The following is a 14,055-nucleotide window of genomic DNA, read 5'->3' on the forward strand; positions in this document are numbered from 1 at the left end:
GGAGCTTGTGGAGCAAGAGCTGTGGGGTGTCTTACTGGCTTATAATCTGGTGAGATATCAGATGATTAAAATGGCGGAACATCTGAAAGGTTACTGGCCGAATCAACTGAGTTTCTCAGAATCATGCGGAATGGTGATGAGAATGCTGATGACATTGCAGGGCGCTTCACCGGGACGTATACCGGAGCTGATGCGCGATCTTGCAAGTATGGGACAACTTGTGAAATTACCGACGAGAAGGGGAAGGGCCTTCCGAGAGTGGTAAAGGAGAGGCCCTGGAAATACCCCACAGCCCCGAAAAAGAGCCAGTCAGTTGCTTAACTGACTGGCATTACCCCAACCAGATAGGTCCAGTAATTCAGAACCCCGTATTCAGCGAACACATTAACCTCTTTAATTATCTTTCGATCATGCGCGATTAAAGGTGAATATGCTAACCAATCTGTAGCGGCTTAGAAAGGAGAAAATCAGGTTTTAACCCGATATCAACCCGATAATTGAATCATTAATCAGGCATGCTCCAGTGAAAAATTCGGGTAGTGCTCGGCAAAATACTGGCGTAAAAATTCTACCGTTATCCGCACTTTCGCTGACGTCGCCAGCCTTGAAACATAAACGGCCCAGACGTTCGCTGGCTGGTAATATTCCGGTAGCACTTGCACTAAATGACCACTGGCAATGTTTTCGCTAACATCCCACCAGGAACGCAGAGCAATCCCCTGCCCATCGAGACACCACTGATGGACAATTTCTCCATGATTAGACGACAGTGGGCCGGTGACTTTAATCGCATGGTGGCCTTCTTTATTGCGTAATTGCCAGACACCAAAAGGATGATCGCGCTCTTTAATGACCAGGCACGGCAATGCAGAAAGATCGGTTAAATGTTTCGGCGCGCCATGTTGCGCAATAAATTCCGGCGACGCGCAGAGAATGCGGTAATTGGTCGCCAGTTTGCGGGCGATTAAATTAGGGGCGATGTCATCGCCAATGCGAATATCGAGATCGACACCTTCATTGACCAAATCGACCAGCCGGTCTTCCACATCAAAACGTAATTCCAGTTGCGGATACGCCTTCGCCAGCGCTGATAACGCCGGAGCCACCACCTGTCGTCCAAAACCAAAGCTGCTGATAATACGCAGCATCCCCTGTGGCACCTGACGCACGTCAGAAAGTTCGTCCATCATCTGACCGACATCCTGCAAAATCCGCTGCGCCCATTCATAAATCCGCTCTCCTTCTTCGGTAATGGTGACGCGGCGGGTGGTGCGGTGTAACAACACCACGTTTAGCGTTTGCTCCAGCAAGGCGATGCGCTTGCTGACGAACGCCGGTGAAACGCCCAGTTCTTCCGCCACGGCGGCAAAACCAGCCCGACGAGCCACCAGCATAAAGACGCGCAAATCATTCAGCAGCGGTAAATTATTCATGATTCGTGTTTTATGTTTCACCAGTTACGGGGATTAATTCCTTTTCCGTCAATTATAGGATGGTGATGTTGTCAATTTTGATGGTCAGGAAGTGAGAACCCAATGATGAAAACGATGCGTATTGCTGCGATCCCGGGAGACGGGATTGGTAAAGAAGTCCTTCCTGAAGGGATTCGCGTGTTACAGGCTGCCGCTGAGCGCTGGGGCTTCGACTTGAGTTTTGAGCAAATGGGGTGGGCGAGCTGCGAGTATTACAGCCATCACGGTAAAATGATGCCGGACGACTGGCATGAGCAACTTAGCCGTTTCGACGCCATCTATTTTGGTGCCGTCGGCTGGCCGGATACCGTTCCGGACCATATTTCGTTGTGGGGTTCGCTGCTGAAATTTCGTCGTGAATTCGACCAGTACATCAACCTGCGCCCGGTTCGTCTCTTTCCTGGCGTTCCCTGCCCGCTGGCGGGAAAACAGCCTGGCGACATCGATTTTTACGTGGTCAGGGAAAACACCGAAGGCGAATATTCCTCGCTCGGCGGTAGAGTGAATGAAGGTACAGAGCATGAAGTCGTCATTCAGGAATCGGTATTTACACGTCGTGGTGTCGATCGCATTTTGCGTTATGCCTTCGAACTTGCGCAAAGCCGCCCACGTAAGACGCTAACTTATGCCACTAAATCGAACGGTTTAGCCATCAGCATGCCGTACTGGGATGAGCGAGTGGAAGCAATGGCCGAGAATTACCCGGAGATCCGCTGGGACAAGCAGCATATTGATATTCTCTGCGCGCGTTTTGTGATGCAGCCGGAACGCTTCGATGTGGTGGTGGCGTCCAATTTGTTTGGCGATATCCTTTCCGATCTTGGCCCGGCCTGCACCGGCACCATTGGCATTGCCCCATCCGCCAACCTGAATCCGGAACGCACTTTCCCGTCGCTCTTCGAGCCTGTCCACGGTTCCGCGCCGGATATCTACGGGAAAAATATTGCTAACCCTATCGCCACGATTTGGGCCGGGGCAATGATGCTCGATTTTCTCGGCAATGGCGATGAGCGTTTCCAGCAAGCGCATAACGGTATTCTGGCAGCAATTGAAGAAGTGATTGCTCACGGGCCGAAAACACCTGATATGAAAGGCAATGCCACCACGCCACAGGTTGCCGACGCGATTTGCAAAATTATTTTGCGTTAAGGTCAAACCAGTTTATTTGAACCGCGTCACTGACGCGGTTTTTTATTCGTTCTTTGCAGTAAATAACCTGCGTCATTTCACCTTTTATTGTTTCCGTTTCGTGTTTTATGGCTTTCCGCATTCTTAATTGTTTAATTTATGTAATATTCAAATAATCAATTTGTTAAACACAACATACAACTCATTACCCTGCAAATAATTACAACTGGCAAAAGCCAGAGACGGGCTTTTATGCCCAGGAGATGACTCATGATGAGCAATGTTAAGAAAAAAGATGTGCCGCTGATAAGCATCAGCCTGGTGGCCATTCTTTTCATCGCAGCTGCATTAAGCCTTTTCCCACAACAATCGGCCGACGCGGCCAACGCAATATACACTTTTGTTACGCGTACGTTAGGTTCCGCCGTACAGGTATTGGTTTTGCTGGCAATGGGACTGGTGATTTATTTAGCCACCAGTAAATACGGCAATATTCGTCTTGGCGAAGGAAAACCGGAATACAGCACGCTCTCCTGGCTGTTTATGTTTATTTGTGCCGGTTTAGGTTCTTCTACGCTTTATTGGGGGGTTGCTGAATGGGCCTATTATTATCAAACACCTGGATTAAATATCGCACCGCGTTCACAACAGGCACTCGAATTTAGCGTTCCCTACTCTTTCTTCCACTGGGGCATCAGCGCCTGGGCAACTTATACGCTGGCCTCATTAATCATGGCTTATCACTTTCATGTGCGGAAAAACAAAGGTCTGAGCCTTTCCGGCATTATTGCTGCTATTACCGGCGTTCGCCCGCAAGGCCCATGGGGAAAACTGGTTGATTTGATGTTCCTGATCGCCACTGTCGGCGCACTGACTATTTCCCTTGTTGTCACCGCAGCAACCTTTACTCGTGGACTTTCCGCACTGACAGGTTTACCCGACAACTTCACCGTGCAGGCATTTGTGATCCTGCTTTCTGGCGGCATTTTTTGCCTAAGCTCGTGGATTGGTATCAACAACGGTTTGCAACGTCTGAGCAAAATGGTTGGCTGGGGCGCGTTCCTGCTGCCATTACTGGTGCTGATTGTCGGCCCAACCGAATTTATTACCAACAGCATCATCAATGCCATCGGCCTGACCACGCAAAACTTCCTGCAAATGAGCTTATTCACCGATCCGCTTGGCGATGGTTCATTTACCCGCAACTGGACCGTTTTCTACTGGCTGTGGTGGATCTCATACACCCCTGGCGTAGCAATGTTTGTCACCCGCGTTTCCCGCGGTCGTAAGATTAAAGAAGTTATCTGGGGACTGATCCTCGGCAGCACCGTCGGTTGCTGGTTCTTCTTCGGCGTAATGGAAAGCTATGCCATTCATCAGTTTATCAATGGCGTAATCAACGTCCCACAGGTGCTGGAAACACTGGGCGGCGAAACAGCTGTACAGCAAGTTCTGATGTCGTTGCCAGCCGGTAAATTGTTCCTCGCCGCATACCTGGGCGTGATGATTATTTTCCTTGCCTCGCATATGGATGCAGTGGCCTACACCATGGCGGCGACCAGTACGCGTAATCTCCAGGAAGGTGACGATCCTGACCGTGGGCTGCGTCTTTTCTGGTGCGTGGTGATCACTCTGATCCCGCTTTCCATCTTGTTTACCGGTGCTTCGCTGGAAACGATGAAAACCACCGTCGTGCTCACAGCCCTTCCCTTCCTCGTCATTTTACTGGTGAAAGTCGGCGGATTTATTCGCTGGCTGAAACAGGATTACGCCGACATTCCGGCTCATCAAGTTGAACATTATCTCCCGCAGACACCGGTTGAAGCCCTGGAAAAAACACCAGTGATCCCTGCGGGAACCGTATTCAAAGGCGACAACTGAGCGCCATCATCCTAACGATAAAGGTATCCCTATGAGCAATCTGAGCCCTGACTTTGTACTACCCGAAAATTTTTGCGCTAACCCGCAAGAGGCGTGGACCATTCCTGCCCGTTTTTATACCGATCAGAACGCGTTTGAACACGAAAAAGAGAACGTCTTCGCCAAAAGCTGGATTTGCGTCGCTCACAGCAGCGAACTGGCGAATGCCAATGATTATGTGACGCGTGAGATCATTGGCGAAAGCATCGTGCTGGTACGCGGTCGTGATAAGGTTTTGCGCGCGTTCTATAACGTGTGTCCGCACCGTGGTCATCAGTTGTTGAGCGGTGAAGGAAAAGCAAAAAATGTGATTACCTGCCCGTATCACGCATGGGCATTCAAACTCGATGGCAATCTGGCCCATGCACGTAACTGCGAAAACGTCGCCAATTTCGATAGCGACAAAGCGCAACTGGTTCCGGTGCGTCTGGAAGAATATGCCGGATTCGTCTTCATCAACATGGACCCCAACGCCACCAGCGTAGAAGATCAGTTACCCGGTCTGGGCGCGAAAGTGCTGGAAGCCTGCCCGGAAGTCCACGATCTGAAACTGGCGGCCCGCTTTACCACCCGCACGTCTGCCAACTGGAAGAACATTGTCGATAACTATCTCGAGTGCTATCACTGTGGTCCGGCGCATCCAGGTTTCTCCGACTCCGTACAGGTTGATCGTTACTGGCACACCATGCACGGTAACTGGACGCTGCAATACGGTTTCGCCAAACCGTCCGAACAGTCGTTTAAATTTGAAGAGGGTACGGATGCGGCATTCCACGGTTTCTGGCTGTGGCCGTGCACGATGCTGAACGTCACCCCGATCAAAGGGATGATGACGGTCATTTATGAATTCCCGGTGGATTCTGAAACTACCCTGCAAAACTACGATATTTACTTCACCAATGAAGAGTTAACCGACGAGCAAAAATCGCTGATTGAGTGGTATCGCGATGTGTTCCGTCCGGAAGATTTACGTCTGGTTGAAAGCGTACAGAAAGGGCTGAAATCGCGTGGCTATCGTGGTCAGGGGCGCATCATGGCCGACAGTAGCGGTAGTGGCATTTCCGAACATGGTATCGCCCATTTCCATAATCTGCTGGCGCAGGTGTTTAAGGACTAATGACATCGGCGGCGGTATTTTCCGCTGCTGGGCTGATTTTTGATGGAGTACAGCAATGTCAGACTATCAAATGTTTGAAGTACAGGTGAGCCAGGTTGAACCCCTTACCGAACAGGTGAAACGCTTCACGCTGGTGGCAACCGATGGCAAACCGCTGCCTGCGTTCACCGGAGGAAGTCACGTCATTGTGCAGATGAGCGATGGTGATAACCAGTACAGCAATGCGTATTCACTACTGAGTTCGCCGCATGACACCTCTTGTTATCAGATTGCCGTTCGGCTGGAGGAAAACTCGCGCGGCGGTTCCCGCTTTTTGCATCAGCAGGTAAAAGTGGGCAATCGGTTAACGATTTCAACGCCTAATAACCTGTTTGCGCTAATTCCCTCAGCCAGAAAGCATCTGTTTATCGCGGGCGGTATTGGTATCACCCCTTTCCTGTCGCACATGGCAGAGCTGCAACACAGCGACGTCGACTGGCAGCTACATTACTGCTCGCGAAATCCAGAAAGTTGCGCATTTCGTGATGAGCTAGTCCAGCATCCGCAGGCTGAGAAAGTTCACTTGCATCACTCATCAACCGGAACACGACTGGAATTAGCGCGATTATTGGCGGATATCGAACCTGGCACACACGTTTATACCTGTGGTCCCGAGGCGCTAAATGAAGCGGTAAGAAGTGAAGCTGCGCGTCTGGACATCGCCGCCGATACGCTGCACTTTGAGCAATTTGCTATCGAAGACAAAACCGGCGATGCCTTTACCCTGGTGCTTGCCCGTTCCGGAAAAGAGTTTGTGGTGCCGGAAGAGATGACTATTTTGCAGGTTATTGAAAATAATAAAGCCGCGAAAGTGGAATGTTTATGTCGTGAAGGGGTATGCGGAACCTGCGAAACAGCAATACTGGAAGGTGAAGCTGACCATCGGGATCAGTATTTTAGCGATGAAGAGCGTGCCAGCCAGCAAAGTATGTTGATCTGTTGTTCGCGTGCGAAGGGTAAACGCCTGGTGTTGGATTTGTAGTTTGCCAAAGCCGGATGTGGCGCTGAGCGCGCCCAGTCCGGCTTCGGAAGATTTTACTGCGGATATTCCTGCAATAAATTGTGTAATGCTTCCGCCATCAGCTCACCACGCCAGCCGGAAATCAGCTCCGGCAAATTGTTCTGCGGTTTCAGTTTCCAGTGCCAGTTCAGCAGTTGGTTGATTTGCCGACGCGATGCCAGCAATTCGGCGCTGATCTTATGCGTTTCGCTCACGTCAGTAATCAGCGACTTAATCGCTTTAAACGCTTTACGATAACCAGGCATGTCCATCAGGTTAAGCATCGGCTGCGGTAAGGCCTCTTCCGGCAATGTCTGCGCTTTTTCCACCAGCGTCAGCAGCGTTTTACCGTGAAAGCGGATTTCGCTACCGGATAAACCCAGGCTGTCCAGTTCGCCTAAACTTCCCGGCATATAACGCGCGACCGACCACAAATGCTCTTCACGCACGACAAAGTTCACCGCCAGATCACGCTCTCGCGCCTTGCGCAGTCGCCAGTCGGCTAACAGTTGCAGACAGGCCAGTTGGCGTGTGCGTAACTGCCAGGCATTGGTGATATCACGCCAGGCATCTTCCGGCGCAACGACTTCCTGACGACGCATTTGCATCAGGCGGCATTCATCCAGCGCCGCAGGTAGCCAGCCGAGGCCTCCGTTTCTACCATAAGCTTGGCGGTGATCGGTAACAGATACCAGACATCCGCCGCTGCGTATTCACACTGACGTTCGGTCAGCGGTCTGGCCAGCCAGTCGGTGCGCGATTCACTCTTGTCCAGCGTAACGCCGGAATACTCTTCCACCATGGAAGCGAAACCCCATGACATCGGGCGTCCGCAGAAGGCAGAAAGGATTTGCGTGTCAATCAAGGGTTGTGGTAATTCGCCAAAGACATTGAGGAACACTTCCAGATCTTCACTGCCTGCATGGAGAAATTTTGTGATGGACGGATCGCGCAGGATCGCTTTCAGCGGTGACCAGTCGGTGATCCCGAGAGGATCAATTAGCGCCAGATGCTCGCCATCGAAAAGTTGAATCAACCCCAGCTGCGGGTAATAAGTGCGCGTACGAACAAATTCAGTATCCAGGGCTATCGCCGGAAAGGCACGGACGGCTTCACACAAAGAAGCCAGCGCATCGTCCGTGGTAATCATTTGGTAATTCAAATTGTTTTCTCTTTAGTGGGCGTCAAAAAAACGCCGGATTAACCGGCGTCTGACGACTGACTTAACGCTCAGGCTTTATTGTCCACTTTGCCGCGCGCTTCGTCACGTAATTCTCGTCGCAAAATTTTTCCGACGTTAGATTTCGGTAACTCATCACGAAACTCCACCAGCTTCGGTACTTTGTATCCCGTGAGCTGACGGCGGCAAAAAGTCACCAGTGACTCTTCGGTAAGCGATGGAGCTTTTTTCACTACGAAGATTTTCACCGCTTCACCACTGGAGCCGGAAGGTACGCCAACAGCCGCGACTTCCTGTACGCCAGGATGCTGCATGACGACATCTTCAATCTCGTTGGGATAGACGTTAAAACCGGAAACCAGAATCATGTCTTTTTTACGATCGACAATGCGCAGGAATCCTTCTTCATCCATTACCGCGATGTCGCCGGTGTGTAACCAGCCATTTTTGATGATTTCATCGGTAGCATCGGGACGCTGCCAGTAACCCAGCATCACCTGCGGTCCTTTGACACAAAGCTCACCCGGTTGACCTGGTGGTACTTCATTATCATCATCATCCACCAGTTTGGCTTCCGTCGACGCACCGGCAAACCGATGCTACCACTATGATAATCAATATCATATGGGTTAACGCTGACCAGCGGCGCACACTCGGTAAGGCCATAGCCTTCCAGCAGATACTGTCCGGTCAGTTTCACCCAACGCTCTGCCACCACTTGCTGCACTGGCATCCCACCGCCTGCGGAAAGATGCAGACTGGAGAAATCCAGCTGCTGGAACTCTTTATTGTTCAGCAACGCATTGAACAAGGTGTTAACGCCAGTGATAGCGGTAAACGGATATTTCGCTAACTCTTTTACCAACCCTGGAATATCACGCGGGTTAGTGATAAGCAGGTTCTGCCCACCCAGTTCGATAAACAGCAGGCAGTTAATGGTCAGGGCAAAAATGTGATACAGCGGCAGTGCCGTTACTACCAGTTCTTTACCTGGATGCAGCAACGGCCCATAGGTGGCGTTGACCTGTTCCAGGTTCGCCAGCATATTGCGGTGAGTCAGCATCGCGCCTTTCGCCACACCTGTGGTGCCGCCGGTGTATTGCAGGAAGGCTAAATCTTCCGGCACCAGTTCGGGTTTGACGTACTGCATCCGGTAGCCGTTATGCAGTGCGCTACGAAATGAAATGGCATCTGGCAGATGGTATTTCGGCACCAAACGCTTGATGTATTTAACAACGAAATTGACTACCGTGCCTTTTGCCGTAGATAGCTGATCGCCCATACGGGTCAGAATTACGTGCTGAACGGCGGTTTTATCAACCACTTTTTCCAGTGTGTGAGCAAAGTTAGACACGATAACAACCGCCGATGCGCCGCTATCGTTAAGCTGATGCTCAAGCTCACGCGGGGTATACAACGGGTTAACGTTTACGACGATCATCCCGGCACGCAAAATGCCAAACAGCGCCACCGGATATTGCAATAAATTAGGCATCATCAACGCAACGCGATCGCCTTTCTTCAGCCCCACCCCTTGTTGCAAATAAGCGGCAAACGCGCGACTGCGTTCTTCCAGCTTGCGGAAGGTCATCACCTCCCCCATATTCACAAACGCAGGCTGATCGGCGTAGCGCGCGACCGACTGCTCAAACATATCTACCAGAGATTGATAACGGTCAGGGTTGATCTCCGTCGGAACGTCCGCGGGATAACGGTTAAGCCAAACCTTCTTCAATTCTTCACCTCTAAAATGCGTGTTCGTCGTCATCGCAACCCCAAATGATATACATACCGTTAACATAATATTAACTCATCATACCAGCTTGATAATTACCCAACGAAAAGGTTGCGAAGCGCGTCACTATTTATTTTTATCTTTACCGTAAGAATGCAGAAACAGCGGACCAGCCGCTGTTTCTTTTTCTTTAAAAACAAGCAATTATTCAGTTACAACTGTTTGTACTCTCGCGGGACCGGGATTATACCAGCCCCATCCGCCGTAGCCATAGGGCCAGCCACGACCGCCATAAAACCATGGATCAATCGGCTGAGGCGGCATAATCACCTGCTGGGTTAAATGCCAACGTTTGTAACCCGTTACTTGCATCACCATAAATTTATAGGGCGTATTGCCGATTTTGCCGTCAACCGCACCAGTGATTGGCCCGACTACCGTAACCAGTTGTCCACGGAAATCCACCGGGTCCAGAAAACCGTTCACATCGGCATAAATGCGACCGCGAGAAGGTTCTCCCAGCGTCGGTCTGGCTCCGCTGTCCAGCGGTACGGTAGCAATTTCCAGGCGGGTTTTCCCTTGCTGGTTTTGTACCGCAACCACTTTGCCACCAAAGCGTGCCTCCTGACCAACGTACAGCTGCGGCGCACTCATCACCCGAACTAAATCTTGTTGCGGCGTGGGACTGCGGCCTTTAATGGCGTCCGGCACAGTGACACAACCGCTCAGCATTAGCGCAAACGTACCTGCCAGTATGCCTTTGATAACATTCTTTTGAACCGCCATGATGCGACTCCTTTTTTTCTCAGAGCATACTCTTAAGATTCATTCTTTGCCCGGAAGTTTCTTCCATGCGACGTTGTTACGTAAATAAACCGGTTCGGCATGTTCCACCGCCACCGTTTTACCCTCGGCAAATATCTGACACGCAATCGGCAGCATATCTTCCGTCGCTGGCAGTAAAACTTCTCCGTCGCGCAAAACCAGCCCGCTCTCTTTACCGAGATCCGGCCAGGCTTGCCAGCCCGTCCCTACCGTTACCCATTCGCCGGAAAGCTGTTGCATTCGTTCATGAACGAGTTCGGGTTTGAGTACGGCTTCGGTTTCTTCACCGCGCCAGATACCGTTTTCATCACGCTGATATTCGGCCCAGTAAACTTCGCCCATCCGCGCATCAATGGCAGCCAGCACGCGGGTTGCGCCGTTTTTGCGCCACGCCCCTTGCGCCATTGTCATTAGCGTGGAGACGCCAATCATCGGCAGCTCTGCGCCAAGTGCCAGCCCTTGCGCAATGCCAATACCAATGCGCACGCCGGTAAAGCTACCGGGGCCGCGCCCGTAAGCCAGAGCGTTAATATCAGTCAGGGAAGTTCCGCTGGTGGTCAGGATATCCTGCACCATCGGTAAGATTCGTTGAGTATGTTCACGAGGGCAAAGCTCAAAATGAGCGTTGACAGTACCGTCGTTCCACAGGGCGACAGAGCAGGCCTCTGTCGCGGTATCGATAGCCAGAATTCGCATGGGTCTTCGTGCTTAGATCAATAAAAAGGCGCGCATCATACCATACTCCGTAACAAATTACCTGGAGGATGGTATCGCAAGGAAACGAACCGCACGGGCAATGTCACGGGTGCGCGGCGCGGGCGGCAGACTGGCGAGAAACGTCGCGCCGTAAGGGCGCATCACCAGCCGATTGTCACAAATCACCAAAACCCCGCGATCGTCGGCGTCGCGAATCAGTCGCCCTACCCCCTGCTTGAGAGTAATCACCGCATCCGGCAGTTGTACTTCATCGAACGGGTCGCCACCGCGCAAACGGCAATCTTCCATGCGCGCTTTTAACAGCGGGTCATCCGGTGAGGTAAACGGCAACTTGTCGATAATCACCAATGACAATGTATCGCCACGCACGTCCACCCCTTCCCAGAAACTACTGGTTGCCACAAGAAGCGCGTTACCGGCGCTGACAAATTGCTGCAACAGTTGCCCTTTGCTGGTTTCCCCCTGCAACAAAACGGGAAGCGTCATGGTAGCGCGGAACTGCTCGGCCAGATCACGCATCATGGCGTGCGAGGTACAAAGCATAAAACAACGACCGTTGTTAGCTTCGATGATCGGTCGCAGCATTGCCGCTAACTGGCGAGCAGAACCTGGCTGGTTGGTTTGCGGCAGATTGCGCGGCACACAGAGTAACGCCTGGCGGCTGTAATCAAACGGGCTTGGCAATAGCAACGACTCCGCCTGTTCTATCCCAAGCCGCGAGGTGAAATGATGCAGATCGTCGTTCACCGACAGCGTTGCTGAGGTGAAGATCCAGCTACCAGGCTTTTGCGCCATTAACTCTTTGAATTTATCCGCCACGCTGAGCGGCGTGAGAGCCAGAGTAAAATGGCGCGAAGTGCATTCGTACCAGTAGCTGTAGCCCGGCTGATTGATCTCTTTTAGCCGCTTCAGCCGTGTGCGATACAACGTAGCGCGCTCAAATGCCGCATCCAGCAAGGCGGAACGCCCCAGTGACAGTTTCGCCACGTCATAACAAAGTTCCAGGGTGTCATCGAGCAGTAAAAATGCCCGCTGAATTTGCGGATTAGCTAACAGCTCACGCAGGTTACCGCGATAACCTGGCTCACCGAGTTGCAGACGAAAATCCTGCGCACTCTGGGCAAGACGATCAGCGCACTTTTGTAACTGCTGGGTGTCTTTTAATTCGGTGCGGTAGGCGATGGTGATGTCTTTTGCCAGGTCGAGCAGTTGTCGACTGGAGAGTGACTGACCAAAATACTGGCTGGCAATGTCCGGTAGCTGGTGGGCTTCGTCGAAGATCATGACGTCCGCTTCCGGGATCAGTTCGCCAAATCCACTCTCTTTAACCACCATATCCGCCAGAAAGAGATGATGGTTTACCACCACCACATCGGCGTCCATCGCTTTTTTACGTGCTTTGACCACAAAGCAATCTTTATACATCGGGCAGTCGCTGCCAAGACAGTTGTCGTTGGTGCTGGTAACCAGCGGCCACGCCTGTGAATCTTCCGCCACGCTGACGCAGGTGCTGATATCACCATCGACTGTTTGATTAGACCAGGAGCGCAGCAGGATCACATCGCTTAAGATTTGTACCGGCAGATCGCCCCCCGCCAGCGCCTGCTGTTCGAGACGTTCGAGGCAGAGGTAGTTTGAGCGCCCTTTCAGCAGCGCCACGTTGCCCGTATATTTCAATGCCTTTGAGACTGTTGGCAAATCGCGGCTGTAGAGCTGATCCTGCAACGCTTTTGAGCCGGTCGAGATAATGACTTTCTTTTTCGCCCGCAGCGCAGGAGCCAGGTAAGCGTAGGTTTTGCCCGTACCGGTTCCTGCTTCCACCACCAGCGGCTGGCCTTTTTCTATCGCCTGGGTGACGGCTACCGCCATCTGTCGCTGTGGTTCTCGCGGCTTAAAGCCTGGTATCGCTTTCGCCAGCTGACCGTCTGGTGCAAAATCGTCCGTCACACTACCCCCTGTTGATTTGAACGGGGATTATGTCAGGATGAGGGCGCTTTCGCCAGTTGAAGTGGTGACGGCAACCTCACATTGTGGCAGTCTTTGCAGCACGAAAATGGAAGTATAATGAGGACAAAATGATGACTATCGTTCGTATCGATGCTGAAGCCCGCTGGTCTGATGTAGTAATCCACAACAACACGCTCTACTACACTGGTGTACCGGAAAACCTCGACGCCGATGCTTTTGAGCAAACCGCCAACACGCTGGCGCAGATTGACGCCGTGCTGGAAAAACAGGGCAGCAATAAATCGAGCATTCTGGATGCCACCATTTTCCTGGCTGATAAAAACGACTTCGCGGCGATGAATAAAGCGTGGGATGCCTGGGTTGTGGCGGGTCATGCGCCGGTGCGCTGCACGGTGCAAGCGGGGCTGATGAACCCGAAGTATAAAGTTGAAATTAAGATTGTGGCTGCGGTGTAAGCTTTATCGAAGCAAAATAAGTCAGACGATCATTTATCGATAATACTGGTCGGTTTTACATAAATCGACCAGAGATTAAGATATTACTGTTGATGCTCCTGCTAATTCATTATTTATTTTTATAATTTCAATTTTAGCTATAAAGCTAACTGGTAATGACTCCAACTTACTGATAGTGTTTTATGTTCAGATAATGCCCGATGACCTTGTCATGCAGCTCCACCGATTTTGAGAACGACAGTGACTTCCGTCCCAGCCTTGCCAGATGTTGTCTCAGATTCAGATTATGTCGCTCAATGCGCTGAGTGTAACACTTGCTGATAACGTGCAGCTTTCCCTTCAGGCGTGATTCATACAGCGGCCAGCCATCCGTCATCCATACCACGACCTCAAAGGCCGACAGCAGGCTCAGAAGACGCTCCAGTGTGGCCAGAGTGCGTTCACCGAAGACGTGCGCCACAACCGTCCTCCGTATCCTGTCATACGCGTAAAACAGCCA

At 51.5% G+C, this 14,055-nt stretch carries 9 protein-coding genes and 4 pseudogenes; 6 read left to right on the plus strand and 7 right to left on the minus strand.

What is annotated here, in order from left to right:
* Positions 1-321: pseudogene (locus tag BHE85_RS01025) on the plus strand (IS4 family transposase); the annotation flags it as partial.
* 188 nt (positions 322-509) lie between these two features.
* On the opposite strand, the gene dmlR reads toward BHE85_RS01025, so the two are convergent.
* Entirely contained in the window at positions 510-1,433 is a 924-nt protein-coding gene (gene dmlR / locus BHE85_RS01030; RefSeq protein ID WP_001061578.1) for a DNA-binding transcriptional regulator DmlR, read from the minus strand.
* Between the two features lie 102 nt (positions 1,434-1,535).
* On the opposite strand from dmlR, the gene dmlA reads away from it, so the two are divergent.
* The 4 genes from dmlA to yeaX all read left to right on the plus strand — a co-directional run bounded on the left by dmlA (position 1,536) and on the right by yeaX (position 6,658).
* On the plus strand, positions 1,536-2,621 hold the full coding sequence (gene dmlA, locus BHE85_RS01035) for a multifunctional D-malate/3-isopropylmalate/tartarate dehydrogenase (RefSeq protein WP_000978512.1): 1,086 nt from the start codon (positions 1,536-1,538) through the stop codon (positions 2,619-2,621).
* Between the two features lie 249 nt (positions 2,622-2,870).
* Positions 2,871-4,481, plus strand: coding sequence for a BCCT family transporter YeaV (gene yeaV, locus BHE85_RS01040; RefSeq protein WP_000987524.1), 1,611 nt, complete (start codon positions 2,871-2,873; stop codon positions 4,479-4,481).
* A 31-nt stretch (positions 4,482-4,512) separates the two neighbouring features.
* Positions 4,513-5,637, plus strand: coding sequence for a carnitine monooxygenase, oxygenase subunit YeaW (gene yeaW / locus BHE85_RS01045; RefSeq protein WP_000067827.1), 1,125 nt, complete (start codon positions 4,513-4,515; stop codon positions 5,635-5,637).
* A 55-nt stretch (positions 5,638-5,692) separates the two neighbouring features.
* Positions 5,693-6,658, plus strand: a complete 966-nt coding sequence (yeaX, locus tag BHE85_RS01050; RefSeq protein ID WP_001287031.1) for a carnitine monooxygenase reductase subunit YeaX — start codon at positions 5,693-5,695, stop codon at positions 6,656-6,658.
* Between the two features lie 53 nt (positions 6,659-6,711).
* Here the strand turns inward: yeaX and rnd are convergent.
* From rnd to BHE85_RS01075, 5 genes and pseudogenes are all read right to left on the minus strand, one after another.
* A pseudogene (gene rnd, locus BHE85_RS01055) lies at positions 6,712-7,826 on the minus strand (ribonuclease D).
* A gap of 80 nt (positions 7,827-7,906) precedes the next feature.
* Positions 7,907-9,591: pseudogene (gene fadD, locus BHE85_RS01060) on the minus strand (long-chain-fatty-acid--CoA ligase FadD).
* A 204-nt stretch (positions 9,592-9,795) separates the two neighbouring features.
* Positions 9,796-10,377, minus strand: coding sequence for a Slp family lipoprotein YeaY (gene yeaY / locus BHE85_RS01065; protein WP_000290559.1), 582 nt, complete (start codon positions 10,375-10,377; stop codon positions 9,796-9,798).
* A 39-nt stretch (positions 10,378-10,416) separates the two neighbouring features.
* Positions 10,417-11,112, minus strand: coding sequence for a tRNA (adenosine(37)-N6)-threonylcarbamoyltransferase complex dimerization subunit type 1 TsaB (gene tsaB / locus BHE85_RS01070; RefSeq protein ID WP_001220988.1), 696 nt, complete (start codon positions 11,110-11,112; stop codon positions 10,417-10,419).
* A gap of 57 nt (positions 11,113-11,169) precedes the next feature.
* A complete protein-coding gene (locus BHE85_RS01075; protein WP_000128847.1) occupies positions 11,170-13,080 on the minus strand; it encodes an ATP-dependent DNA helicase in 1,911 nt (636 codons plus the stop codon).
* 131 nt (positions 13,081-13,211) lie between these two features.
* On the opposite strand from BHE85_RS01075, the gene BHE85_RS01080 reads away from it, so the two are divergent.
* On the plus strand, positions 13,212-13,556 hold the full coding sequence (locus BHE85_RS01080) for a RidA family protein (RefSeq protein ID WP_001295493.1): 345 nt from the start codon (positions 13,212-13,214) through the stop codon (positions 13,554-13,556).
* Between the two features lie 166 nt (positions 13,557-13,722).
* Here BHE85_RS01080 and BHE85_RS01085 read toward each other — a convergent pair.
* Positions 13,723-14,055: pseudogene (locus BHE85_RS01085) on the minus strand (IS1-like element IS1X2 family transposase); the annotation flags it as partial.

The sequence above is a fragment of the Shigella sp. FC1567 genome, assembly GCF_001743015.1.
Classification (GTDB): domain Bacteria; phylum Pseudomonadota; class Gammaproteobacteria; order Enterobacterales; family Enterobacteriaceae; genus Escherichia; species Escherichia coli.